At 63.1% G+C, this 25,143-nt stretch carries 26 protein-coding genes; 8 read left to right on the top strand and 18 right to left on the bottom strand.

Annotation, left to right across the window (positions count from 1 at the left end):
* Nucleotides 1–58 precede the first annotated feature (58 nt).
* From LGQ03_RS01440 to LGQ03_RS01425, 4 genes are all read right to left on the bottom strand, one after another.
* Nucleotides 59–1,264: a multidrug effflux MFS transporter gene (locus LGQ03_RS01440; protein WP_226746959.1), complete on the bottom strand. Its 1,206-nt coding sequence runs from the start codon at nt 1,262–1,264 to the stop codon at nt 59–61.
* A 99-nt stretch (nt 1,265–1,363) separates the two neighbouring features.
* Nucleotides 1,364–1,702 carry a hypothetical protein gene (locus LGQ03_RS01435; protein WP_226746958.1) on the bottom strand — a complete coding sequence of 113 codons (339 nt, stop codon included), beginning with the start codon at nt 1,700–1,702 and terminating at the stop codon, nt 1,364–1,366.
* A complete protein-coding gene (locus tag LGQ03_RS01430; protein WP_319004433.1) occupies nt 1,699–3,525 on the bottom strand; it encodes an ABCB family ABC transporter ATP-binding protein/permease in 1,827 nt (608 codons plus the stop codon). The genes LGQ03_RS01435 and LGQ03_RS01430 overlap by 4 nt, the downstream gene beginning before the upstream one ends.
* A 57-nt stretch (nt 3,526–3,582) precedes the next feature.
* Nucleotides 3,583–4,635, bottom strand: coding sequence for a LysM peptidoglycan-binding domain-containing protein (locus LGQ03_RS01425; protein WP_226746957.1), 1,053 nt, complete (start codon nt 4,633–4,635; stop codon nt 3,583–3,585).
* 96 nt (nt 4,636–4,731) lie between these two features.
* Between LGQ03_RS01425 and LGQ03_RS01420 the strand changes: the two genes are divergently transcribed.
* On the top strand, nt 4,732–5,289 hold the full coding sequence (locus LGQ03_RS01420) for an LOG family protein (protein WP_226746956.1): 558 nt from the start codon (nt 4,732–4,734) through the stop codon (nt 5,287–5,289).
* Here the strand turns inward: LGQ03_RS01420 and rarD are convergent.
* The 9 genes from rarD to LGQ03_RS01375 form a co-directional block, all read right to left on the bottom strand.
* Nucleotides 5,226–6,134 carry an EamA family transporter RarD gene (gene rarD / locus LGQ03_RS01415; RefSeq protein ID WP_226746955.1) on the bottom strand — a complete coding sequence of 303 codons (909 nt, stop codon included), beginning with the start codon at nt 6,132–6,134 and terminating at the stop codon, nt 5,226–5,228. The genes LGQ03_RS01420 and rarD overlap by 64 nt on opposite strands.
* Nucleotides 6,135–6,241: 107 nt before the next feature.
* Nucleotides 6,242–6,694, bottom strand: coding sequence for a host attachment family protein (locus LGQ03_RS01410; protein WP_056031768.1), 453 nt, complete (start codon nt 6,692–6,694; stop codon nt 6,242–6,244).
* Nucleotides 6,687–6,908 (bottom strand): hypothetical protein, encoded by a 222-nt coding sequence (locus tag LGQ03_RS01405; RefSeq protein ID WP_226746954.1) that lies wholly within the window; start codon nt 6,906–6,908, stop codon nt 6,687–6,689. Before LGQ03_RS01405 ends, LGQ03_RS01410 begins: the two co-directional genes overlap by 8 nt.
* Before the next feature lie 63 nt (nt 6,909–6,971).
* On the bottom strand, nt 6,972–7,940 hold the full coding sequence (locus tag LGQ03_RS01400) for a threonine ammonia-lyase (RefSeq protein ID WP_226746953.1): 969 nt from the start codon (nt 7,938–7,940) through the stop codon (nt 6,972–6,974).
* Nucleotides 7,941–8,008: 68 nt separating this feature from the next.
* The gene (locus LGQ03_RS01395; RefSeq protein WP_226746952.1) at nt 8,009–8,608 is read right to left on the bottom strand and encodes a superoxide dismutase; all 600 of its coding nucleotides are present in this window, start codon (nt 8,606–8,608) and stop codon (nt 8,009–8,011) included.
* A gap of 81 nt (nt 8,609–8,689) precedes the next feature.
* Nucleotides 8,690–9,265 (bottom strand): sarcosine oxidase subunit gamma, encoded by a 576-nt coding sequence (locus LGQ03_RS01390; RefSeq protein WP_226746951.1) that lies wholly within the window; start codon nt 9,263–9,265, stop codon nt 8,690–8,692.
* Nucleotides 9,258–12,263 (bottom strand): sarcosine oxidase subunit alpha family protein, encoded by a 3,006-nt coding sequence (locus LGQ03_RS01385; RefSeq protein ID WP_226746950.1) that lies wholly within the window; start codon nt 12,261–12,263, stop codon nt 9,258–9,260. Before LGQ03_RS01385 ends, LGQ03_RS01390 begins: the two co-directional genes overlap by 8 nt.
* Nucleotides 12,260–12,565 (bottom strand): sarcosine oxidase subunit delta, encoded by a 306-nt coding sequence (locus LGQ03_RS01380; protein WP_226746949.1) that lies wholly within the window; start codon nt 12,563–12,565, stop codon nt 12,260–12,262. Before LGQ03_RS01380 ends, LGQ03_RS01385 begins: the two co-directional genes overlap by 4 nt.
* Before the next feature lie 14 nt (nt 12,566–12,579).
* Nucleotides 12,580–13,824, bottom strand: coding sequence for a sarcosine oxidase subunit beta family protein (locus LGQ03_RS01375; RefSeq protein WP_090159633.1), 1,245 nt, complete (start codon nt 13,822–13,824; stop codon nt 12,580–12,582).
* A 168-nt stretch (nt 13,825–13,992) separates the two neighbouring features.
* On the opposite strand from LGQ03_RS01375, the gene ccmI reads away from it, so the two are divergent.
* Genes ccmI through LGQ03_RS01360 form a run of 3 tightly spaced genes read left to right on the top strand, consistent with a single transcriptional unit; the run spans nt 13,993 to nt 15,883 of the window.
* Nucleotides 13,993–15,186: a c-type cytochrome biogenesis protein CcmI gene (gene ccmI / locus LGQ03_RS01370; protein ID WP_226746948.1), complete on the top strand. Its 1,194-nt coding sequence runs from the start codon at nt 13,993–13,995 to the stop codon at nt 15,184–15,186.
* Entirely contained in the window at nt 15,183–15,659 is a 477-nt protein-coding gene (gene ruvX, locus LGQ03_RS01365; protein WP_090159336.1) for a Holliday junction resolvase RuvX, read from the top strand. The genes ccmI and ruvX overlap by 4 nt, the downstream gene beginning before the upstream one ends.
* Nucleotides 15,656–15,883, top strand: coding sequence for a DUF1289 domain-containing protein (locus LGQ03_RS01360; RefSeq protein ID WP_090159335.1), 228 nt, complete (start codon nt 15,656–15,658; stop codon nt 15,881–15,883). The genes ruvX and LGQ03_RS01360 overlap by 4 nt, the downstream gene beginning before the upstream one ends.
* Here the strand turns inward: LGQ03_RS01360 and LGQ03_RS01355 are convergent.
* The 3 genes from LGQ03_RS01355 to LGQ03_RS01345 are packed head-to-tail and all read right to left on the bottom strand — an operon-like array spanning nt 15,880 to nt 18,274.
* Nucleotides 15,880–16,422 carry an RSP_2648 family PIN domain-containing protein gene (locus LGQ03_RS01355; protein WP_226746947.1) on the bottom strand — a complete coding sequence of 181 codons (543 nt, stop codon included), beginning with the start codon at nt 16,420–16,422 and terminating at the stop codon, nt 15,880–15,882. The genes LGQ03_RS01360 and LGQ03_RS01355 overlap by 4 nt on opposite strands.
* A complete protein-coding gene (locus tag LGQ03_RS01350) occupies nt 16,419–17,615 on the bottom strand; it encodes an RSP_2647 family RNA methyltransferase (protein ID WP_226746946.1) in 1,197 nt (398 codons plus the stop codon). Before LGQ03_RS01350 ends, LGQ03_RS01355 begins: the two co-directional genes overlap by 4 nt.
* Before the next feature lie 41 nt (nt 17,616–17,656).
* Nucleotides 17,657–18,274, bottom strand: a complete 618-nt coding sequence (locus tag LGQ03_RS01345) for a DUF6778 family protein (RefSeq protein WP_226746945.1) — start codon at nt 18,272–18,274, stop codon at nt 17,657–17,659.
* A 218-nt stretch (nt 18,275–18,492) separates the two neighbouring features.
* On the opposite strand from LGQ03_RS01345, the gene edd reads away from it, so the two are divergent.
* Both edd and eda read left to right on the top strand, forming a co-directional pair.
* Nucleotides 18,493–20,298 carry a phosphogluconate dehydratase gene (gene edd / locus LGQ03_RS01340; RefSeq protein ID WP_226746944.1) on the top strand — a complete coding sequence of 602 codons (1,806 nt, stop codon included), beginning with the start codon at nt 18,493–18,495 and terminating at the stop codon, nt 20,296–20,298.
* Between the two features lie 27 nt (nt 20,299–20,325).
* Complete coding sequence (eda, locus tag LGQ03_RS01335; protein ID WP_226746943.1) at nt 20,326–20,967, top strand: bifunctional 4-hydroxy-2-oxoglutarate aldolase/2-dehydro-3-deoxy-phosphogluconate aldolase; 642 nt, start codon at nt 20,326–20,328, stop codon at nt 20,965–20,967.
* Here eda and LGQ03_RS01330 read toward each other — a convergent pair.
* Both LGQ03_RS01330 and LGQ03_RS01325 read right to left on the bottom strand, forming a co-directional pair.
* Nucleotides 20,964–21,230: a hypothetical protein gene (locus tag LGQ03_RS01330; RefSeq protein WP_090159329.1), complete on the bottom strand. Its 267-nt coding sequence runs from the start codon at nt 21,228–21,230 to the stop codon at nt 20,964–20,966. The genes eda and LGQ03_RS01330 overlap by 4 nt on opposite strands.
* Nucleotides 21,227–24,019, bottom strand: coding sequence for a [protein-PII] uridylyltransferase family protein (locus LGQ03_RS01325; protein WP_226746942.1), 2,793 nt, complete (start codon nt 24,017–24,019; stop codon nt 21,227–21,229). Before LGQ03_RS01325 ends, LGQ03_RS01330 begins: the two co-directional genes overlap by 4 nt.
* A gap of 52 nt (nt 24,020–24,071) precedes the next feature.
* Here LGQ03_RS01325 and LGQ03_RS01320 point away from each other — a divergent pair, with 52 nt between their 5' ends.
* Both LGQ03_RS01320 and LGQ03_RS01315 read left to right on the top strand, forming a co-directional pair.
* On the top strand, nt 24,072–24,560 hold the full coding sequence (locus LGQ03_RS01320; protein ID WP_226746941.1) for a YbaK/EbsC family protein: 489 nt from the start codon (nt 24,072–24,074) through the stop codon (nt 24,558–24,560).
* Between the two features lie 120 nt (nt 24,561–24,680).
* Entirely contained in the window at nt 24,681–25,097 is a 417-nt protein-coding gene (locus tag LGQ03_RS01315; RefSeq protein WP_226746940.1) for a DUF2852 domain-containing protein, read from the top strand.
* Nucleotides 25,098–25,143: the final 46 nt, after the last annotated feature.

The raw sequence follows: 25,143 nt of genomic DNA, 5'->3' as shown, positions 1-25,143 counted from the left end.
AAACGTGAAAACGGCGGACACCCTGCCCGCCGTTTTCAAACAGGCTGACGCCATTGTGTCAGCTGATGGCAGGCGGGGTCGCAGGGTCCAGAGAGATGCGCCGCAGGGTCAAGAGCGCGAGCACCAGCGCCGCGACACCGCACATCGCGATTGCCACGACCATCGGCAACGCCGTGCCGTCGACGAACAACGAGGTGATCGCGATCATCACGCCACCGGTCAGCATCTGCAACGTGCCGCCCAAGGACGACGCCAGCCCCGCGATCCGGCCATGGGCATCCAGTGCCACCACCATCGAGGTCGGAATGACGACACCCAGACAGGCGTTGGCGCAGAACAACATGCCGACAATCACATAAAGGCTGGCCGCCCCCGACATGGCCAGCAGCATCAGCGCCACGGTAAATCCCGCGAACCCGAACACGCCGAACCCCATCAGCCGCACGATGCCGACACGTGCGCCCAGCGGACCCGCGACCTGACTGGCACCAAAGAACCCCAGCGCGTTGATGGCAAAAGCCAGCGAAAATCCGGTCGATGTCAGGCCGAACTGCCCCTGATAGACAAAGGATGCGTTGGCGATAAAGACAAAGAAACTGGCCATACCAAAGCCGCCGATCAGCGTCAGCCCCATGAACGCGGGGTCCGACAACAGCACCTTGGATCCGGCCCAAAGCGAGCGCAGGTTGATCGGTTGACGGTCAGCGCGTGCCAGCGTTTCCGGCAGCGCCGTGCCCGTCAACACAAGCGACAGAACCGCCACACCGCTGAGCGCCCAGAACAACAGACGCCAATCGCCCAACTGAACCAGGGCCGTGCCGACAAGCGGAGCCAGCATCGGCGAGACGGAAATGACCAACATCACCATCGCCATCAGCTTGGTCGCCTGCGTGCCGGTATGCATGTCGCGGATGATGGCGCGTGGTACCACCATCAGCACAGCCGCCCCAACGCCCTGAAGCGCACGCGCGGCCAGCAGCCAGCCGATGTCGGGGGCCATCGCACAACCGACGCTGCCGATGATGAACAGGGTCAAACCTGCATAGAGTGGCATCTTGCGCCCTGATTGATCCGACCACGGGCCGTAGAACAACTGCGCCAGACCGAATGTCACGAAATAGGCTGTCAGTGTCAGCTGCGCCCCCGCCTCGTCGATACCCAGTGACGCGGCCAGTTGCGGCATCGCGGGCAGATAAAGGTCGATGGCAAACGGGCCGACCGCAGATAACAGGCCCAGAACGAGGGCTGCGCGAAATAGGGTCATGGGTCTGTCTTTCGTTTTGATTGGCCGAGGACCTAGCCCCGCGCCGCCGTGTGGGCAATCCGCAGTGACCGCGCAATGTCCCCCCATATTTGCGCACAGCTATTGGGCCGCGTCACGCGCTTCATCGCTCAGCCCGGACCACCATGCGGCATAAGACGTATTGCGGGGGTGTTTGCCGCCCTCGTCCGGGGACCCATCGTCCCACCAGACCGGACCGCGTTCTCCCAGATCACGCTTTGCCGCATCGACGGCGGCGCGGGCGGTTGCCACGGCCTCGGGGGTGGCGGCCTGACCCACGGCGCGGCGCGCCTGCATCAGCCGTTTGATCGCGGCGCGGCGCGTGGTGTCGTCCAGCGCCGGGTTCGTCTTGCGCCACAACCGCCCCTTTGCCACGAAATACCGCCCGTCGGGGGTCGTGGGGTAATCGCGCCCTGTCACGCGGCGTCTTCTTCTTCTGATTGCCTGTTCCACAGCTGCGCATAGCGCCCCGCCTGGGCCAGCAGCGCATCATGATCGCCCTGTTCGACGATTTCCCCGTTTTCAAGCACCACGATCCGGTCTGCGTCCTGAATGGTAGACAGCCGGTGCGCAATCGTCAGCACAGTGCGGCCATGCCCCATGGCCCGCAATTCGGACTGAATCTCACGCTCGGTATCGGTGTCCAGCGCGCTTGTCGCCTCGTCCAGCAGCAGGATCGGCGGGTTTTTCAGCAAGGTCCGCGCGATGCCGACCCTCTGTTTTTCACCGCCCGACAGTTTCAGGCCCCGTTCGCCCACGGTCGTGTCATATCCGTTGGGCAGTTCCATGATGAAATCATGGATCTTGGCCGCGCGGGCAGCCTCTCGGATTTCGGCCTCGGTCGCGCTGGGGCGGCCGTATGCGATGTTGTAGTGGATCGTGTCGTTGAACAGCACCGTGTCCTGCGGAACGACACCGATCTGCGCGTGCAGACTATCCTGTGTCACGTCACGCACGTCCTGACCGTCGATCAGCACGGCACCACCTGTCACGTCGTAGAACCGGAACAACAGCCGCCCGATGGTCGATTTTCCCGAGCCCGACGAGCCCACAATGGCCACCGTCTGACCCGGCGCGATATCGAGGTTCACCCCCTTGAGGATCGGGCGCGCGGCATCATAGCCGAAATGCACGTCGTGTAGTTCCACGTGCCCGCCCTGCACGCGCAGGGCCGTGGCACCGGGTTTGTCCGTCACCTCGGCGGGCTGTTCCAGCAGGTCGAACATGTCACCCATGTCGATCAGCGCCTGCCGGATTTCACGGTAAACCGTGCCAAGGAAATTCAGTGGCATGGTGATCTGGATCATGTAGGCGTTGACCATGACGAAATCGCCAACGGTCAGGGTGCCGTTTGCCGCACCGATCGCCGCCATGACCATGACCAGAACCAGCCCCGTGGTGATGATCAGCGACTGGCCGAAATTCAGAAACGCCAGCGAATAGTTCGTCTTGACCGCCGCCGCCTCGTATTGGCGCATCGCGTTGTCGTAACGCCCCGCCTCCCAGCGTTCGGCACCAAAGTATTTCACCGTTTCAAAGTTCAGCAGGCTGTCGATCGCCTTTTGGTTGGCGTCGGTGTCCTGTTCGTTCATCACCTTGCGGATCTTGACCCGCCATTCCGTCACCCGAAACGTAAAGGCGACGTACAGCACGATCGTGCCGACCACGACGACCAGATACCACACATCGAACAGGAAAAAGAGCACGACCGAAATCATCAGCAGTTCCAGCAGCAGCGGCCCGATGCTGAACAGCAGGAACCGCAGCAGGAAATCGACGCCTTTGACTCCGCGTTCCATCACGCGGGACAGACCGCCCGTCTTGCGCGTGATGTGATATCGCATCGACAGCCGGTGAATATGTGTAAAGGTTTCCAGCGCCAGCGCACGCAGCGCCCGTTGCCCCACGGGGGTAAAGATCACGTCGCGCAACTGTTGCAGCCCGACGTTGCCCAGACGTGAGACGCCATAGATGATCGTCAGCGCCACCGCGCCAAAGCCGATCAGCAGCGCGTCATCGCGCACCTCGCCGGACAGGGTGTCGACCGCAGCCTTGTAGAAAAATGGTGTGCCGACGGCGATGACCTTGGCCAGCAGCAGAACGGTAATGGCAGCGACGACGCGCCGTTTGATCCCGGCCTCGCCTGCGGGCCACAGGTAGGGAATGACCCGGCGGATGACGGCCATGCCCTGAATACGGGCGTCAGGATCGAAATTGCTGTCGGTCTTGGTCAGTCTGCGCATGGGGATCCCGTATCAATGAACCCCATTCGTAGCCGCCCGCCCCCGGAATGTCAGGGGCTACATGTCGGGAATGACAAACACCTGTCCGGGATAGATCAGATCGGGATCGCGGATCTGGTCGCGGTTGGCCTCGAATACGGCGACATACATCCGTCCGTCACCGAAACGGTCGGTCGCAATCGCCCACAGGCTCGCCCCCGGTTGCACGGTGCTGGTGGCGATCTGCTGCACGGCCTGTGCGTAATCGCGCAGCGCGCGGATCGCGGCGGGATCTTCCTTTTGGAACGGGGTTTCGACACGGCTGGCGACAGTGCCATCTGCCGCGATTTCGTCGATCCGCAGGGTATAGGTGCCCGCCGCGACATCGGGCAGTGCGATCTGGAAATCACCGGCACCACTGACCGGCGCATCGCTGACCGGCGCATTGTCCAGATAGACCCGCAGGTTGCCGTCCTGCGGCGCACGCCCGGCAAGCTGGACCTCGCCACTGTCGTCATAGGTGATGGCATCCAGTGCGACCTGCGCGCTGGGGGCTGCGTTGGGTGCCACACGCGCGCCATCTGCCGTCACGATGATGTTCGCGGCGGGTGGGTCCGCCTGCACGCCGCTGCCTTGGGTCACGGGCGGCATCGCGGGTTCTGCGACCTGTGCCGTTTGTGTGTTAACGTCCACATCAGCCGCAGGACCGCCTGTCCCGGCCTGAACCAGAATCGTATCCCCGCCTGCCGCAGCACCATCGACCGCGAACGTCAGCGCGCGGGTCTGGTCGGTGGCCGCAATCTCGGCCGTGCCGGCAAACGCGCCGCTCGCATCAGATCGCGCCTGACCAACAGCAACACCGTCCAGCATCAGCGTGACCTCTGCGTTGGGTTTGGCCCGTCCGGCCACCACCGCAACACCGTCAGGGCCCAGCAGGAATGTATCGATGCTTGTCACCTGCGCAGGTTTTGCAGGAGCTGTTGGCGCATCACTGTCAGACACCGCCACCTGCGGCGCGTCAGACACCGTTGCCACGTCCAATGGGGCAGAGGGAAACATCCACACCACAACCAGAGCGAGGACAACAGCACCTGCGGCACCGCCCAAGAGTTTCGCATTGTTGCTGGCCATCTGCATCCCTTGCCAAATATGCGCCGTCCGCGCAGGCTGTGGCACATTAACAAGGGTTTGGCCCACTTCAAAGCCCGCAACACCGAGAGGCGTCAAATGGCAACAGTCACCCATTCCATCTGTGTCTATTGCGGCAGTCGTGACGGCCATGACCCGGCCTTTGCCGCCGCAGCAGAACAAACCGGCCAGATGCTCGCCACGAATGGCTGGCGGCTGGTTTACGGGGCGGGTGATGTGGGGTTGATGGGGCGCGTTGCGCGGTCAGCACAATCGGCGGGCGGTGCCACCATGGGTGTCATCCCACAGCACCTGCTCGACTGGGAGGTCGGCAAACGCGATCTGGATACCTTTGTCGTGACTGAAACCATGCATGAACGCAAAAAGGTCATGCTGATGAACGCCAACGCCGTGGTCGTGCTGCCGGGCGGTGCGGGATCACTGGACGAGCTGTTCGAGGTGCTGACATGGCGCCAGCTGGGTCTGCACGACAAACCCATCATCGTCGTGAACGTGGCCGGCTACTGGGATCCGCTGGTGCGTTTGCTGGATCATGTCGTGGAGCAGGGTTTCGCAGGTCAGGACACCCGCGACTATGTGACGGTGGTCGACAGCACCGCCGCCGCCGAGGCGGCCCTGCGCCTCGCCCTGTCCTGACGGTATGCGGCGACCGAATAGATCACCAGCGCCCCCCAGATCAGCGGAAACGCGATCCCGTGCCATGGCGTGACCAGGTTGCCGAAAAACAGGACGGCACAGGCAAATTGCAGCGATGGGTTCAGGTATTGCACGATCCCCACGGTGGACAGACGCACATGCTGTGTCGCGTATGAAAACAGGATCAGCGGCAGCCCGGTCAGCGGACCCGACAGCATCAGCAGGGCATGTGTCCCCAGATCCGCACCCTGCCCCGGCCACGTCGTGCCGCGCAGCGCCAGCCAGCCGATCGCCAGCGGCGCAATGATCGCGACCTCCGCGGTGACGGATGTAACGGCCCCCAGCGACAGCCGCTTTTTCAGCACGCCGTAGGCACCAAAGGTGCCTGCCAGCAACAATGCGATCCACGGCGGCACACCCAGCCCCAGTGTCAGCACGCTGACCGCAACAGCGGCCAGAACCACCGCGGCCAACTGGGCACGCCCCAGCCGTTCGCCGAAAAAGACAGCACCCAGCACCACGGAAACCAGCGGAAAGATGTAGTAGCCCAGCGACGCCTCAAGCCCGTTGCCCCGCGAGATCGACCAGATGAAACCGAACCAGTTGACAGAAATCATCACACTGGCCGCGATGAGGATCATCTGGGTGCGCGGATCACGCAGCGCCTGCCCCACCCGGTGCAGACGGCCCTGTACCGCCAGCAACCCGGCAAAAAAGACCAATGACCACAGCGTGCGGTAACTCAGCACCTCTAGCGGTGGGATGTCCGACAACAGCCAGTAAAACAGCGGCGACAGGCCCCAGACCGTGCAGGCTAGCACCAGTGCGGCTATTCCCTTGACCATGACCCGGGTTCCTTTTGCTGATGCCGCCATGACTGACGACAATCACGGACCTGCGCAAGCAAAAGGCCGCCCCGGATGGGACGGCCTTTGGTCAGCAACCTGATCATTCAGGCGGCGAGGTCTGATTTCACAATCTTTTCGATATCACCGACAGTGTGGTTGGTCAGTGTCTTGTCGATTTCACCGATGACCTTTTGCGTGACCTCTTGGTGAAGCTGGTCGCGCAGTTCGCCCAAGATATGCGGTGACGCCACCAATACGATGCTGTCGAACTGCCCCTTGTGCGCACGCGCGTAGAGCATGTCAGCAAGGTCAGCCGCGAAACGATCCTTGGCCAGTTCATGCCAGTCGGTATCGTCATAGGCGCTCTTGCCGGGGTTCGCACTTTGGCCGACGCGGCCGGGACGGTTGGCGGATTGGTCGATGTCCTTGGGGTTGTCCTGTTCTTCCTTGCGGATCACTTCGAGGTTGGGGTTCTCGCCGTCCGTGATGTTGCGCAGGAACAATGCTTTTTCACCGTCAGCCACGACGACCCATGTACCATTCTTGATCTTAGTCATTGCGCGTATCCGTTCCTGTTGCGATCTTGTCCGACTTCTGCGCATCGGTATGCGTGTCGGGACTTTTGGTGACGCGCTCTTCTTCGTCGCGTTTGCCGACCCGGCGGGCCAGTGCGCCGCCATCGGTACCGGACGCCGCGGGGGCATCACCGGGTTCACCGATCAGTTCGGACGTTTCAGAGCGACCATCGCTGGATTTCTGACGTTCTGCCATTTGAAATTCCTCGCTTTCCTGTTTTCACAAGTTCAACGAGGGGACGCGGACAAAGTTCCGAAATCAGGACAGAATCTGCTGATAACGCCCCAGCGAGATGTTCGACCCGCAGGCGATGATTCCCACATGCCGCCCCGCCAGATCGTCGCGCAACGGACCGCAAATCGCGGCGAGCGAGGCCGCACAGGCGGGTTCCGCCAGTATTCGCAAGACATCCATGTAGTGCCTCATCGCCGTCCGCATCTGGTCGTCAGTGACATGCACAATGCGGTCGACATGCGCCCGTGCCGCGGCAAAGGACAACGGCATCGCCATCGGCGCGCTCAGGCTGTCGGCGATCGTGTCGATCCGGTCCAGCCTGACCGGATGCCCTGCGGCCAGCGACCGGGTCATGCTGTCGGCACCGACAGGTTCCACGCCGATCACCTGGATCGCGGGATCACGCCGCTTAGCTGCCGTGGCCACGCCGCTGATCAGACCGCCGCCACCCACCGGCACAACCAGCGTGTCGATTTGCGGTGCCTGATCCAGATATTCGGCACCGCAGACCGCCGATCCCAGTGTCATGTGTGCGCCTTCGAAGGGATGCAGGATCGCGCGCCCTTCGTCGGTCACGACGCGATCCATTTCGGCGAATGCTGCTGGCATGTCGTCGTGCAACGACACCTCTGCCCCCAGGGCCCGACAGCCGTCGATACGCAACGGGTCAACCGTGCGTGGCATGGCGATGCGTGCAGCCACGCCCGCTGCCTGTGCGGCCCAACTGACGGCCAGCGCATGATTGCCGCCCGATGCGGCCACAACCCCTGCTGCGCGCTGATCGGGGGTCAGTTGACGAATCCCGAGATAGACCCCGCGCGATTTGAAACTGCCAGCCTGCTGAAACAATTCCAGTTTGACGGTCACGCTGGCCGCCTGTGGCAGGATCGCGTCCCACCGGGCAGAACGCAGCGCCAGAACGGGGGTGCGGATCAATGCGTCCTCAGTCACGGCTCGCGCGTCTGAAATCTGGTCTGGGGTCGGTCCGTGCATTGCGTCTTCCATGAAAAAGGGGCCCGTGCGGTCTGCACAGGCCCCTGATAGATCAACACAAGTCCGGATTACATCCGGCTTGCGACGTTTTCCCAGTTCACCAGCTCGTTCAGGAAGTTATCCAGATAGGCCGGGCGCGCGTTGCGGTGGTCGATGTAATAGGCGTGTTCCCACACATCACAGCCCAGCAGCGCGGTCTGGTTGTAGCACAGCGGGTTGATGCCGTTGGCGGTGTTGGTGACCTTCAGGCTGCCGTCGCTATCCTTGACCAGCCAGACCCAGCCGGACCCGAACTGACCGGCACCCTTGGCCTTGAATTCGTCCATGAACTTGTCGGTCGAACCAAAGCTCTCGTTGATCGCCTTTTCCAGCTCGCTTGGCATCTTGCTGTCGCCGGGCGACATCATTTCCCAGAACTGGCAGTGGTTCCAGTACTGCGACGCGTTGTCGAACAGGCCGGACTGCGTGACAGAGCTGGCATCGAATGTGCCCTTGACGATCTCGTCGATCGACTTGCCTTCCCATGCGCTGCCCTTGACCAGATCGGTGGTCTTGGTCGCATAGGCGTTGTGGTGCTTGTCGTGGTGGTATTCCAGCGTTTCCGCAGACATCCCCTTGGACGCCAGTGCGTCGTGGGCATACGGCAGATCAGGAAGTTCGAAAGCCATGGGTGGTCCCCTTTATTCTCTTGGTCTTTGACGCGTCAGATAAGAGCGCGTTTTGCTACGGGGTCAACCCATGCGCGGGGGTTAAGTTCCACGCGCAAAATGCCCTACCGGCCCTGCCTTGGCCGAGGCGGCCAGCAGATCAAAGGCATAATCCGCAACCGACCTGAAACAGATGACCTGCACCGTCGCGTCATCCACCAGCCAAAAGGCCGCCGCGACCTGCCCCAGCCGCGACCGGATGATCTGGCTGGGCTGCCAGACATCGGGATGCAGATCGACGGGGGCCAGTTTGGCCACCACCTCGCGGACAAAAGTCCCTTGCAGCAACATCACGCTGCGCGCATCGGACACATTCACCGCCAGATGGTGCTGACCCGACAAGGCCTTGGCAATCTTGTCCAGCGCCTCTGGGACATCGTCATAGGCCACCATGACCAGCAGTTCGTCGGGGGACATCCAGGCGATGCCCGTGTCGCCGTCCTGCACGACGCCGTTGCGGGCCGGCAGCTTCAACCCTGTCACCGATTTCACGACAGAGGCAAGTTTGCCGTTCGACAGATCACCGCGCAGGGTGATCATGCCGCGCAGGCCAGCATCGCGGACCTGCACCGACCCACTCGTTTCGCGGTTGCGCAAGGCGCTGACACGTTCAGACATTCTGCTTTTCCCCGTCCTTGTCGTAAAACACCGGATCGACGATCCGCGCGTCCTGCGTGCCGCCGCCTTCCTTGGTAAAGGCGATGACCTCGCCCATGCGGTTTGGACCGTTGCGCACCAGCCCCATGGCGATTCCCCGCCCCAGCGTCGGCGAATGATAGGTGGACGTCACCCGCCCCTGCACGCGGCGTTGGCCGTTGGCGTTGGTGCCATCCTCGGGCGCATAGGCCCCATCGGCCAGAACCGACCCATCCAGCGTTTCCAGCCCCACCAGTTTCCAGCGGTCCGGATCCTGCATGTGATCGCGCAACTGGCCGCGTTTGCCCAGAAAGTCGGTTTTTTTCTTGCTGATGGCCCAGTGCAGGTTCAGGTCCTGCGGGATGACCGTGCCGTCGGTTTCGTCGCCGATCATGATGAAACCCTTTTCGGCGCGCATGATGTGCAGCGCCTCGGTACCATAAGGCATCACGCCAAGCGGCTCTCCGGCCGCCAGCAAGGCACCCCAGAACGCAGGCCCCTGCGATGCGGGCACGGCAACTTCGTACGACAACTCGCCGCTAAAGCTGATGCGGAACACGCGGGCGTCGAAACCGCCCAGCTTGCCTTCGGTCCACTGCATGAAGGGCAGCGCCTCTTTGGTCAGGGTCATGCCGCCGATGGTCTGCAACAGACGCCGCGCCTTGGGTCCGACAACCGCGAATTGGGCGTATTGCTCGGTCACATTGGCGACATAGACCTGCCAGTCCCACCATTCGCACTGCAACCAGTCCTCCATATGGGCATGGATACGGTCCGCACCGCCGGTGGTCGTGTGGCACAGCCATGTGTCATCATCGATGCGCGCCACGACACCGTCGTCGATCAGAAAACCGTTTTCGCTGCACATCAGCCCGTACCGGCATTTGCCCACAGCGAGGTTCGACATCATGTTGGTGTACATCATGTCGAGGAATTTGCCCGCGTCGGGTCCCTTGACGACCAGTTTGCCCAGTGTGCTGGCGTCCAGCAGACCCACGTTTTCGCGCGTGTTGGTAACCTCACGCATCACGGCGTCATGGACCGTCTCGGACCCGCGTGGATAAGCGTAGGGCCTGCGCCACTGGCCAACGGGTTCAAAGTCCGCACCGTTGTCGTCATGCCAATCATAGATCGGTGTCTTGCGGACCGGTTGGAACAGATGATCGCGCGCAACCCCCGTGATTGCGGCCAGCGGCAGGGGCGTATAGGGCGGCCTGAATGTCGTGGTACCGACCTCTGGGATTGCCTTGTCCAGTGACGTCGCAAGGGTCGCAAGGCCGTTGATATTACTCAGCTTACCCTGATCCGTCGCCATCCCCAGTGTGGTATAGCGCTTGGCGTGTTCGACGCTCTCGAAGCCTTCTTGCGCGGCAAGTTGCACATCCGTGACCTTGACGTCGTTCTGATAGTCCAGCCACATCTTTGCGCGTTTGTCGTAGGACGCGTTCGCTGGCATCAGCCAGACGGGTTCCATCGGGTCCTCGACGGCGCAATCGCCTTGCGGAACTGCACCGACCTTTTTGTCAAAGCCCAGGGCGCGGGCGGCCTGTTTGCCGGCGGCGAACCCGTCCGCCACGGATTCGGCAGTGTACAGGTGCCCATTTGCAGTGCCTGCCGCGCGCACGAAACCTGCCCCGTCCGCCCCCAGCGGCGGACGATTGGGGTCGGGCCGGAACATGGCTTGCGTATCGTCCCAGATCAGCTTGCCGCCACAGTGCGACCACAGGTGGACCACCGGCGACCAACCACCCGACATGGCCACGCAATCGCAGGCGATTTCCTCGGTCACGGTGCCGTCACCGGCCTGATCGCAGATCCTGACACCCGTGACACGCTTGCCACCCTGCACGGCTGCAACCGCCTTGCCTGTCTCGACCCGGATGCCGCGCGCGCGGGCACGCTCGACCAGCTCTCCACCCGCGACGGCGCGGGCATCCAGCACGACCGGCACGCTCAGCCCCGCATCGACCAGCGCGATCGCAGTGCGATAGGCGTCGTCGTTGTTGGTCACCAGCACCGTTCGTTCGCCCACGGCTACCCCGTAATTCACCACGTAGTCCCGCAGCGCCGACGCCATCAGAACGCCCGGCACATCGTTGTAAGCAAAGGACAAAGGCCGTTCTATCGCGCCCGTGGCCGTTATGATCTGACCCGCACGCACCCGCCACAGGCGCTGCCGCGGCCCGTCGGATTGCGTCAGATGGTCGGTCAATTGTTCGTTGCACAGCGCATAGCCGTGGTCATAGACGCCCGCACCCTGCGTGCGATTGCGCAGCGTCACATTCGGCATGGTCGCAAGCGCGGCCAGCGTGTCGTCGATCCAGTCCTGCGCATCCTGACCGTCGATACGCGGCTGATCCACCGTGGCGCGACCGCCCCATGCGGCGGTCTGTTCGACCAGCAGCACCCGCGCACCTGCGCGCGCAGCGGCCAGTGTCGCAGCCAGACCTGAAATTCCACCACCGATAACAAGCACATCCACGGTGATGTTAAAGTGTTCGTAGCTGTGGTCATCCGCTGTTTCCGGTGCCGCACCAAGGCCTGCGGATTTGCGGATGATCGGCTCATAGACGTGTTTCCAGAACGCGCGCGGCTGGATGAAGGTCTTATAATAGAAACCGGCGGGCAAGAAACGGGACAGCTTGGAATTGATGACGCCCACGTCGAATTCCAGGCTGGGCCAGTGGTTCTGCGACCGCGCCACCAGTCCGTCGGTCAGTTCGACCTGTGTCACCCGGTGATTGGGTTCCTGACGGTCGCCCCGCCCAAGTTCGACCAACGCGTTGGGTTCTTCTGCGCCAGAGGCGACCAGCCCGCGCGGGCGGTGATATTTGAACGACCGGCCCAGCAGGATCTGGTCGTTGGCCAAGAGAGCAGAGGCCAGCGTATCGCCGCGATAGCCGCGCATCCGTTTGCCGTTGAAGGTGAAATGCACCGGCCGGTTCTTGGCGATCAGGCGGCCGTGGTTCGTCAGTCTCATGCCTGCGCCTCTTTGATCGCGTCCAGAATTTGCTGCGGTGGTTCAGTGGTCTGTGCGGAATAGGTCCCGTAAACCTGCAACGTCGCGGTATTGCGGGCGGCCAGAAACCACTTGCCGCAGCCATAGACATGCCGCCACCGTTCGAAATGCACCCCCTTGGGGTTTTCGCGCATGAACAGATAATGTTCGAATTCGTCGTCCGATGATCCGGGGCCAAAGCGTTTCAGATGCGCCTCGCCACCGGCGTGCAGATCGGTTTCGTCCACGTCACGAACGCAATAAGGGCAGTTCAAAATCAACATGTTACAATGCCCTCTTAATGCGCCACACCGGCGGCGACGCTTTCGTCGATGAATTTGCCGTGCCGGAAACGGTGCATGGTGAATTCCTCGGTAAGCGGCGAATGACCCTTGGCCACCAGTTCGGCCATGGCCCAGCCTGACCCCGGGATAGCCTTGAACCCGCCCGTGCCCCAGCCGCAATTGACAAACACGCCTTCGACGGGTGTGGCCGACAGGATGGGTGACCGGTCGCCCGTCACATCCACGATGCCACCCCATTGGCGCAGCATTTTCAACCGCCCCAGGATCGGAAAGGTTTCGACCAATGCGCGCACGGTTTCCTCAATATGATGAAAAGACCCGCGCTGCGTGTAGTTGTTATAGCCATCCGTGCCGCCCCCGATGACCATCTCTCCCTTGTCGGATTGCGACAGGTAGCCGTGCACCGTGTTGGCCATCACGACCACGTCCATGCAGGGTTTGATCGGCTCTGACACCAGCGCCTGAAGGGCGACGCTTTCGATCGGCAGCTGGAAACCGGCCTTTTGTGCCAGCACCGAGGCATGGCCCGCCACGACCATGGCAAGCTTGTTGCACTTGATGTCGCCACGCGTGGTGCTGACCCCGGTGACCTTGCCACCATTCGTCTGCACGCCCGTCACCTCGCATTGCTGGATGATGTCCATGCCCATGTCGGCGCAGGCGCGGGCATAGCCCCAGGCGACCGCATCATGGCGGGCCGTGCCGCCACGGGCCTGCCACAAGGCGCCCAGCACCGGATAGCGCGGCCCGTCGATATTCATGATGGGGCACAATTCCTTGACCCGGTCGGGGCCGATCCATTCGGTGGTGACACCCTGCAGGCTGTTGGCATGGGCCGTGCGCTGATAGCCCCGGATTTCGTGCTGCGTCTGCGCCAGCATCATCACGCCGCGCGGACTGAACATCACGTTGTAGTTCAGGTCCTGACTCATCGTTTCATACAGGCTGCGCGATTTTTCATAGATCGCGGCAGACGGGTCCTGCAGGTAGTTGGACCGGATGATCGTGGTGTTGCGGCCGGTATTGCCGCCACCCAGCCAGCCCTTTTCCAGAACGGCGACGTTGGTGATGCCGAAATTCTTGCCCAGGTAATAGGCGGTCGCCAGACCATGACCGCCTGCGCCTACAACGATCACGTCATATTGCGACTTTGGCTCGGCCTGTCCCCAGGCGCGCGTCCATCCGGTATGCTGGCGAAAGGCCTCTCGGGCCACGGCAAAGGCAGAATAGCGTTTCAACAGGGACCTCTTTGCGCTGGTGTCCATCTGGGGTTTGGACCCAAGCGGCTTAACTTACGTCACCAACAGCGGCAAGTGAGGCCAAGTTTGCGACATTCCCCTGCGCGCCAGCGCCGCAGGGCGCGGGTCCCTCTGGCAAGTCTGTGGTGGCATCGCTAGATAGACCGCATGTTTTGGCTGATCTGTATCCTGATGACCCTTTGTGTGGCCGCCTATGTGGCGGTCCCATTGATGCGTTCCGATCCCCTGCCCGAGGAATCGCAAGACCTTGCGATCTACAAGGGACAGTTGGAAGAGGTCGACCGTGACGTGGCGCGCGGCGTGCTGATTCCCGAAGAGGCGGACCGCGCCCGCACCGAAATTTCGCGCCGTTTGCTGCTTGCGTCACGCGCGATCCGCAAAACCGGAAACGCCTCGGTGACTGTGAACCGCGGCGTTGCGATTGCGACTCTGGCGATGATGGCTGGCCTTGGCGCATGGATCTACACATCCATCGGCGCGCCGGGACTGCCGGACCAACCGCTCTCGGCGCGGCTGGCCTTGGCGGACGAAGTCCGCGCGAACCGGCCCGATCAGGCAGCGCTCGAGGCGGCGACACCGCCGCGTGCGCCCGTGGATGCCCCCGCCGACTACATCGAACAGATCGAACAACTGCGCATCATCGTGCCCACCCGTCCCGACGACCTGCAAGGCTGGACACTGCTGGCCTATCACGAATCGCAGCTGGGCAATTTCGGGGCCGCGGCCCGTGCCCAAGCACGCGTTGTCGCCCTGCAAGGCGACGATGTCCCATTGGCCGATCTGGAACGGCAGGCCGATCTGCTCGTGATTGCCGCCGACGGCATCATCTCGCCCGAGGCAGAGGCCGTGACCGAGGCCATCCTTGCCCGCGACCCGCGCAATGTGCCAGGGCGTTATTTCATGGGTGCGCTGTATTACCAGATCGGGCGTGCGGATACGGCCTTCCGGATCTGGCGCCCTCTGGTGGAAAGCGGTGAGACCGGATTTCATGCCGACATGGCACGCAGCCAGATCGAGGATGCGGCGCGCCGTGCAGGTGTCGAATACAGCCTGCCTGAACGGCCCGGTCCCAGCCCTGCCGATATCGCCGCCGCCGAAAACATGTCCGAAGAGGACCGCAACGCCATGATCGGCGGGATGGTCAACCAGTTGGCCGATCGGCTTGGCTCGCAGGGTGGGCCTGCGACCGACTGGGCGCGCCTGATTTCGGCCTATGGTGTGTTGGGTGAAACCACCGCCGCCGCCGAAGTCTGGGCCGAAGCACAGCGGACATTTGCAAATAATCCAGAGGCGATCGAAACGCTGCGCGCCGCTGCACAGGGCGCGGGTGTCGCGGAATGATCTGCGCCGATATCGCAGATTTCACCGCTGCCGTGCCGCCGATGGGTTCGCTTGCGGGGTTGGATCTGGGGACCGTGACCATCGGGCTTGCCGCCTCTGATGTACTGCGCGGCGTGGCCACCCCGGTCGAGACGATCAGGCGCAAGAAATTTGGATTGGATGCCGCCAAGCTGTTGGCATTTTGTGAAAAACGCCAGATTGGCGGGATGGTTCTAGGACTGCCGCTGAACATGGACGGCAGCGAGGGGCCGCGCTGTCAGGCGACGCGCGCCTTTGCCCGCAATCTGGAACGTCTGACCGATCTGCCGATCACGTTCTGGGACGAGCGCCTGTCCACCGTTGCGGCCGAACGCGCGCTGATCGAGGCGGACACATCGCGGGCAAAGCGCGCGCAGGTCATCGACCATGTTGCTGCCGCCTATATCCTGCAAGGCGTGCTGGACCGCATGGCCCATGTGAGGCGCGAGGCATGAGTGATCGCATCTGGAAACGCGACGAGATCGACAGCCCCTGCACCAAGGTCTGTGTGATCGAACCCAAGAGCCGCCTGTGCACGGGATGTCTGCGCAGCATCGACGAAATCGGCAGCTGGTCGTCAATGACGCCAGAGGTACGCCGCGCCATCATGGATGAATTGCCCGGCCGCCGTGGGCAACTGACACAGCGCCGTGGCGGCCGCGCCGGGCGCCTACGTTAACCCATCAGCCTTTTACCGATGCGTGGCAGACGCGCCTTTTTCATGAGGGCGCGGATGGTCCACGGTTCTGGCGAGAGGCGGTTCGCCTCTGCCAGCACCCTGTCCCCGATGCCCGCGACAGTTTCAGGGTGTTCATCATGCAGTCGCAACAACAGCCCGTCGGGGTCTGACCGGAACAGCCCTTCTTCGGCCAACAGGTTGCCGGGAAAATCCTTGGCGTTGACCGTGACGATTCCGTCGCAATGGCCCGCCACGGCAGCGGCAAGGACATGGATATCGTCGGGGTCCGGCAGCCACATCTGGCGGAGCATCTCGGCCGGGTAACGGACCTCTGCCGCTGGATGGCGTGCGCGCAGCATGGCGATCTCGCTCCGGGCAAAGACTTCGGCCTGGGGTTCCAGTTTCAGCGTGGCGCGCGCCCATTCCTCGAGAATGCGGTCGGACCAGCGCGGCTGGAACAGGCCCGCGTCCGCACAGCCCATCAGCATTTCGCGCATGACGGTCGGATACAGAACGCAGGCGTCCAGCAGCAGCCTCATAGACGAAAGGTGACAGCCTTGAGGTAGCCGCTTTCAGCCAGATGCGGCAGCAAAGGATGATCCGGCCCGGCAAAGCCCGTGTGCACGATCTGCCCGCGCCGCCCGGCCCGGCCAATGCCGCGCGCGGATGCGTTGCGGAATTTTGTCAGATCGGCTGCGTGACTGCACGAACACAGCGTCAGATATCCGCCATCCGCGACCAATGGTGCGGCCAATTTCGCTACGCGTTCATATGCGCGCAAGCCCGGTTCCAATGCGGATTTCGACGGCGCGAAGGCGGGCGGGTCGCAGATGACCACATCGAACTGCGCGCCTTCTTCGGCCAAGGCGGCCATCACGTCAAAGGCATCGCCCTTGCGGGTTTCAAACCTGTCGGCCACGCCCATCGCGTCAGCACCCTGCCGTGCGAGGGTCAACGCAGGATCGGACCCGTCCACCGCCAGTGCCGATGCCGCACCCTGTGCCAACGCCGCCAGCCCGAAACCACCGACATGCGCAAACACATCCAGCACACGCGCATCCCGCGCCATCCCGGCGACAAAGGCGTGGTTCGGGCGTTGGTCGTAGAACAACCCGGTTTTCTGACCGCCTGTCAGGTCGGCCATATAGGTTGCACCGTTCATCTGCACCGGCACGGCAGCAGTCGGGGTTTCGCCCAGCAGGGTGCCTGACCGGTCCTCCAGCCCCTCCAGCGTGCGAGCGCGACCGGATGCGTTCATCAGGATCGTCGTCACGCCCGTCACGCGCGCCAGTGCATCTGCCAGCGGGGCGATCAGCGTGTCGGCCCAGGCGGCATTTGGCTGGATCACCGCATGATCACCAAAGCGGTCGATGACGACACCGGGCAGGCCGTCCGCTTCGGCGTGGATCAGCCGGTAGAACGGCTGATCGAACAGCCGCGTGCGGTGGGCCAGTGCGCGGGTCAGACGGGCGGCAAACCAATCAACGTCGATCACCGCGTCCGGGTCGCGGTCCAGCATCCGGCAGATGATCTTGGAATTGGGATTGACCGCAACGAGGCCCAGCGGCACGCGGTTCGTATCCTCGAGCACGGCCAGCGATCCAGGGGCCAGCCCCCGGGTGCGACGGTCGGTGACCAGTTCATTGGCGTAAACCCAAGGAAACCCGTGCCGGACGGCACGGGCATCGCCCTTGGGCAGCATTCTCACGGTGGGGTATGGTGCATCTGTCATGCACATCCCCTACCCCGGCGGCGGGTCCACCGCCAGTAGGTTTAGCGGCTTGCGGTCTGCACCGGGCCCGACAGTTCGTCAGACAGGACCAGCGTCAGGAAATCGGTCACGCGCACCTTTTCGGTTTGTCCCGATTGTTCGGCAATGATCGCGGCGGTGCCACCGGGGGCCGGCAGGTTGGCCACGACCTTGCGGGCGGGCTCGATCACCGCACCGGTTTTTGCATCGCGCACGGTCATGTCGAACACGATGTTGTAGACGCCACCGACCGAATAACGCACCCGCTCGGTCACGCCGTGGAACCGGCGCAACTGTACATCGACGACCACCGGACGGCCCAGTCCGTCAGCATCCATGTTCCGCGTAGCCGCGGTGCGGAACAGCTCTGCGATCTGTGTCTTGCGGTCACCGATCCGGTCGCCACGCCAGACAATGTCAGCCATCGGATAGTAACCGTTGCGTTCAGAAACCGACAATTCTGCGGGGGCCACGAAATTCAGGTCCACGATTTGATAGTCGCGCTGCTGGATCGTCTGCCCGGCCTCGACGCCGGGGCCAAGGTCAAGCGGTGCGTTTCGCATCGCCACTTGGTCGGTACTGCCGCAGGCGGTCAGAATGGCGCAAACCGCACCGAGCGCAAAAAACTTCACAAATCCCATTACCGTACTCCAAACGTTTAAGTGACACGTGGCCACTGTCGTCGATTTCGTCTGGCGAGATGACTAATTGCGAAATGGGGTCAGAATGTGGTCAGCTCATGGTTGCGACGCGACATCAATCAACAGCCACATATCTGTTGCCCATTTCACACTGGATGAGTTGTTAGCGCTAACTAGACGTGCTAGAAGATCGGCAACCCGCAAAACCAGAGGTTCCAATGGCCCTGCATCCCAAAATCGCAGAAGTAACCGACCGTATTCGCGCCCGGTCCGAAGGACCGCGCAAGACATATCTCGACACGATGGCGCGCGCCGCCGCCGCAGGTCCGCGCCGGTCGCACCTGACCTGCGGCAACCAGGCCCATGCCTACGCCGCGATGGCCGGACAAAAGGATGCGCTGGTCGGGGATGTGGCCCCCAATATCGGCATCATTACCGCCTACAACGACATGTTGTCGGCGCATCAACCCTTTGAAACATACCCGAACTTTATCAAGCAGGCCGCCAATGCCGTCGGTGCGACAGCACAGGTGGCGGGCGGTGTGCCTGCCATGTGCGATGGTGTCACGCAGGGCCAGACCGGGATGGAACTGTCGCTTTTCAGCCGCGACGTGATCGCGCTGGCCGCTGCCGTCGGCCTGTCGCACAACACCTTTGACAGCGCGATCTATCTGGGTGTCTGCGACAAGATCGTGCCCGGCCTCGTGATGGCCGCCGCGACCTTTGGCTACATCCCGTCGATTTTCCTGCCCGCAGGCCCGATGGTCAGCGGTCTGCCAAACGATGAAAAGGCCAAGGTCCGCCAGCAATTCGCCACCGGCGAAGTCGGCCGCGAGGAACTGATGAAGGCCGAAATGGCCAGCTATCACGGGCCGGGCACCTGCACGTTCTACGGAACGGCCAATTCCAACCAGATGCTGATGGAGTTCATGGGGCTGCACCTACCCGGGGCGTCATTCGTGAACCCCAACACACCATTGCGCGATGCCTTGACGGTCGCGGGCACAGAACGGGCGGCCCAGATCACGGCGCTTGGCAATGATTTCACGCCGGTCAGCGACATTCTGGACGAACGCGCCTTTGTGAACGGTCTGGTGGGTCTGATGGCCACGGGTGGATCAACGAACCTTGTGCTGCATCTGCCGGCCATGGCGCGGGCGGCTGGCGTGATCCTTGATCTCGAGGATTTTTCGGATCTCTCGGACGTGACGCCGCTGATGGCCAAGGTCTATCCGAACGGTCTGGCCGATGTGAACCATTTCCACGCGGCGGGCGGTCTGGGCTACATGATCGGAGAATTGCTGAACGCCGGTCTGCTGCACGACGACGTGCGCACTGTGGCGGGCGACGGACTGGAGTTGTACACGCAGGAACCCAAGCTTGACGATGGTCGCGTCACTTACGTCAAGGGCGAGGGCAAGACGCAGAACGACAAGATCCTGCGCCCCGCCACCGATCCGTTCCAGCCCACGGGCGGCCTGCAACAGCTGGCCGGCAACCTGGGCCGTGGTGTGATGAAAACCTCGGCCGTGGCCAAGGAACGTCACATCGTCGAGGCCCCTTGCCGCATCTTTCACGATCAGGACAGCGTCAAGGCGGCGTTCAAGGCGGGTGAATTCACGTCCGATACGATCATCGTCGTCCGGTTTCAGGGGCCGAAATCCAACGGCATGCCGGAACTGCATGGTCTGACCCCGGTGCTGGCGGTGTTGCAGGACCGCGGGCTGAAGGTGGCCTTGGTCACCGACGGGCGCATGTCGGGTGCGTCTGGCAAGGTGCCGTCGGCCATTCACGTCTGCCCCGAGGCGGCAGCCGGTGGGCCGATTGCACGACTGCGCGACGGTGACGTGGTTCGCCTGGACGCCGTGACCGGAACCATCGACGCCGTTGGCGTAGACCTCGACACGCGCGATCTGGCGGTGGCTGACCTGTCCGGCAACGGCACGGGTGTCGGACGAGAGCTGTTTGAAACCTTCCGCAAGAACGTCGGCCTTGCCACCGACGGCGCTGCTGCAATCCTCTGATCCAGCTCTAGAATAGGAACCAAAGACATGACCCCTGAACAAGCCTCTGAGCTGAACCGCAAACTGTGCGAACTGGCCCCGGTCGTGCCCGTGCTGGTGCTGCATGATGCGGCCAAGGCCGCCGATCTGGCCCGCGCGCTGATCGCAGGCGGCCTGCCCGCGCTGGAGGTGACTTTGCGCACCCCGGCGGCACTCGACGCCATCCGCGAAATGGCCGCCGTGCCGGGTGGAGTGGTCGGTGCAGGCACGCTGCTGACACCCAAGGACGTGGAAAATGCCAAGGCGGCAGGCGCGCAATTCGGTGTCTCGCCGGGTGCAACAAACCTGCTGCTGGACGCTTGCGAGGCGAACGAACTGCCCCTGCTGCCCGGTGCCGCCACGGCATCAGAGGCAATGGCCCTGCTGGAACGCGGCTACACCGTGCAGAAATTCTTTCCGGCAGAGGCGAATGGCGGCGTGCCCGCTCTCAAGGCGATCGGCGCGCCGATCCCGCAGGTCAAATTCTGCCCCACCGGCGGTGTCAGCCTGAAAAACGCGCCTGACTATTTGGCGCTGTCGAACACACTGTGTGTCGGCGGCAGCTGGGTCGCACCGGCAAAAATGGTCGCCAGCGGCGATTGGGCCGGGATCGAGGCCTTGGCCCGCGAAGCCGCCCAACTGGCCCGCTAGGACATGCGGCCCGCGCGTCCGCCCCGCCTGCCGGGCCGGGGCGCGCGGGCCAATCCTTCGCGCAGGGTCTGGATCATCGGGTGGTTGTCCGGCTGATCCGCGTGGCGTTCCAGCAGCTCGGGGATGACCGACTGGCTGTCCTGCTGAACGGGCAGTTTCAGCGCCCAGTCCAGAAAGATATTCCGACATTCCGCCTGCGTGATGCCTTCGATCCGAAAGGATTCGGCGATCAGGCCACTGGGGTCGCGTGCGTCACCCTTCATCGGGGACCCTCCAATAATCTTGCGAATGCCGCATCTGCGGCCCGCGATACCGTTGCGATACGATCGGCCAGCGCGTCAAGGTCGTCACATCCCACCTCGCGCAGAACGAACCGACGGCCGCCTTCGCCCAGTGCATCTGGGTCCAGAATCGCGCCAGTCAACAGCCGTGCAGCGGCCTGCAACGACCAGAACAGATCCTGCGCCGCACATAGATCGGTGATGGTTGCATCCGAAACGCCAGCCAGCGACCGTCCTGCATCAATCTGGTCGGGTGCCGCGCGTGCAGGTGCCCCCGCCAAGAGCGCGATGGTCTGCGCCGCCAGATCGCTGTCCATCAGACGACCGGCACCGTTCTTGGCGTCCCAGACAGCCCCCGTCGGCTTGGCCTCTTCCAATCTGCGACGCATGTCCGCCACGTCCGCCAGAACGGTTTCGCCCTGCCCCTTGATCCGCAACAGATCACGGCGAAAGCTTTCGACCCCCTGGGCCAGATCCGCAGGGCCAGCGATGACCCGCGCGCGCGTCAGGGCAAGGTGTTCCCATGTCCACGCCTCGGCCGTCTGATAGGCCTGAAAGGCGGCCCAAGATGTGGCCACGGGCCCCTTGCGACCCGAGGGCCGCAGACGCATGTCGACCTCGTACAACCGACCGTCGCCCATCGGTGCGGACAGGGCTGTGACCAACGCCTGTGTCAGCCGGGCATAATATGTCCGCGCGGGCAAGGGCCGTTTGCCATCGGACATCGCGTCGCCGTCCGCATCATAGATCACGATCAGGTCCAGGTCGGACTGCGCGTTCAACCGCCCCGCCCCCAGTGATCCCATCGCCACGACTACCGCTCCACGCCCCGCAACGCTGCCGTGTTTTCGCGTGAATTCGTCACATACCACCGGCCAGAGCGCTGTCACGACAGCGCCTGCAAGGTCGGCATATTGCGCCCCACTGGTGGGTGCGTCGATCAATCCGCGCAGATGGTGCACACCGATGCGGAAATGGCGTTCCCGCGTCCAGAGGCGCGCGCGGGACAACGCCGCCTCATAGTCCTGCGCCTGCGCCAGATCATCGCACAGCCCCTGCGTCAGCGCGTCCTGACCGGGCCAGGGCGCAAAGAAATCGCCGCCGATCACCGCATCCAGCACGCCTGCGTTGCGCGACAGATATTGCGCAAGGGCCGGTGCGGTCGCACAGATGTCGACGATCAGCTGGGTCAGTTGGGGATTGGCATCGAACAGCGAAAACAACTGCACCCCCGCCGGAAGACCGGCAAGAAAGGTATCGAATTGCGCCAGCGCCTCTTCGGGGCGCGCCGCATCTTGCAGGCGTCTGAGGATGACCGGGCGCACGCGGCGGAAAATCTCGACCGCGCGTGCGGACCGCAAGGCGGGATAATCCAGCCAGCGCGCGGTCAGCTGCTCTCCCCATTCCGGGGCCGGTTCAGGGGTGTCGGGGGCAAAGAATCCTTCGGTCAGATCATGAACTGATTCCAGCCGTTCCGTCAGGTCGCGTCGCAGGTCGTCCACGTCGCGGTCCATCATGGCGGCCAGCCGGGCAAAGCCGTCGCCATCGTTGGGCAACGCATGGGTCTGGGCGTCCTGCACCATTTGCAGGCGATGTTCGACCGCACGGTGGAACGTGTAATGATCGGACAGCTGGTCACGCACGTCGCCGGGAATCCATCCTGCATCCGCAAGGGCGGCAAGCCCGTCCAGCGTGCCACGCACCCGCAGGCCGGGATCACGCCCGCCCGCGATCAACTGCCGTGTCTGGGTAAAGAACTCGATCTCGCGGATGCCGCCGCGCCCCAGCTTCATGTTGTGCCCCGCCAGCGTCAGCGGACCGTGCAATCCCTTGTGGTCACGGATGCGCAAGCGCATGTCATGGGCATCCTGGATCGCCGCGAAATCAAGGTGCCGCCGCCAGACAAACGGTCGCAGCGTCTGCAGGAACCGGTGACCCGCCGCGATGTCCCCGGCGCAGGGGTGCGCCTTGATATAGGCCGCACGTTCCCAGGTGCGGCCGACGCTTTCGTAATAACGTTCGGCGGTATCCATCGCGATGCAGACCGGCGTGACGCTGGCATCGGGGCGCAACCGCAGGTCGGTGCGGAACACATAGCCGCCAGCGGTCACATCCGACATCATCGCGCACATGCGCCGCGTGACCCGCACGAAACCGGCACGCGCCTCGGCGACATCCTCGGGGGCGAACCGGGTCTCGTCAAACAGGCAGATCAGGTCGATATCGGACGAATAGTTCAGCTCTCCGGCACCCATCTTGCCCATGGCCAGCGCCGTCATCCCGCCTGCCGTGGCCGCGTCATCAACCGTCAGACCCGGCAGCTTGCCGCGCGCGATCTCGGTCTCGGTCAGCGCAACAAGGGCCGCATGTGTGGCGGTCGCGGCCAGATCGGTCAGCGCCTGCGTAACCTGCCCCAACGGCCAGACGCCCCCCAGATCGGCCAGAGCCGTCAACAGCGCCACACGCCGCTTGGCCTGTCGCAGACCGTCGGGCAGATCGGACAGCGACAGCGACGCTACAGCCGCCAGCGTATCGGACAGCGCCTGTTCGGGTGCTGCCTCTGCCTGTGGCAACCAGTCGGCCTCGCGCGCGATCAGGCCCGCAAGATACGGGCTGCACCCCGCAGTGCCCGCGATCAGGTCACGAAACGGACCCGTAGCGTCAGGCAGGCGTTCCAACGCATCGGCGCCGCGTTCCGCATTGTGGGCGCGTGGCACCCGGATGATACGATCCCCCAGACGACCTGTTGACGGGACTGGATCAGCTGTCATGGCGCAGATACCTTTTGTCGATTGCAGCCCAACCGTGTCAGGAGCCACCCCGATGAGCAAGAGTCTGAAACGCGTCACGCAGGCCCTGACGGCGGCGGGACTGGATATCATGCCTGTCGCCCTCGCCGAAGGGACACGGACCGCACAGGCCGCAGCCGATGCGCAGGGATGTGCGGTGGATCAGATTGCCAAATCCATCATTTTTCAGGGGATTGAGACAGGCAATCTGGTGCTGTTCATCACCGCCGGAGGCCAAACCGTCGATCCCACGACAGCCGCCGCCCTGACAGGCGAGCCGCTGACGCGTGCCGATCCCGCCGTCGTGCGCAAGGTGACGGGATTCGCGATCGGTGGCGTGTCACCCGTTGGGCATCTGACGCCGCCTCGGGCGTTCATGGACCCCCACCTGATAACGTTCGATGTCGTCTATGCGGCCGCTGGAACACCCCACCATATCTTTGCGGTGGCACCCGCCGACCTGTTGCGGATATCCGGCGCACAGCTCGCGCCATTCACCGTCAAGAATGACCTAAGTAACTGATAAAAAATACGAATGACGATTTATGTAAAAAACGTTCACATCAACACTTGCACAGCGAAGATACCACACCGATATGGGTAATGTGAAAGGCATTTACATAAACCCGAACGGAGAAACATCATGACTGCGACCAATACCTACCCCGTCACAACGACCGGTCCGATCGCCTGGCTGCAACGCGCTGAATCCTGGCTGGACGCCCGCGGACGCGGCGCATGGATCGCCGCGACCGTTGCGGCCTTCATCTTTGTCTGGCCGGTTGGTCTGGCACTGCTGGCCTACATGGTCTTTGCCGGTAAATTCGCGCGAGGAGCCAGGACGTCCGCGCCACGCAGCGTCAATGTCATGGCATCCTCGGGGAACCAGGCATTTGACGCCTACAAGGCGGACACGCTGCGTCGTCTGCAAGAGGAACAGGACGAATTCACAGCGTTCCTGGGCCGCCTGCGCGAAGCCAAGGACAAGGCCGAATTCGACCAGTTCATGGCCGACCGTAGCCAGACCAAGGACTCCGAGCCGTCCGATAAGACCGCCTGAACCAAACCTCCGGCCCCCGACAACGGGGGTCGGTCCCAATCTACAT

The organism is Loktanella gaetbuli (assembly GCF_020531945.1).
Classification (GTDB): domain Bacteria; phylum Pseudomonadota; class Alphaproteobacteria; order Rhodobacterales; family Rhodobacteraceae; genus Loktanella; species Loktanella gaetbuli.
Note: the sequence above shows the minus strand (reverse complement) of the source record. Positions and strands in the feature narration are given on the sequence as shown.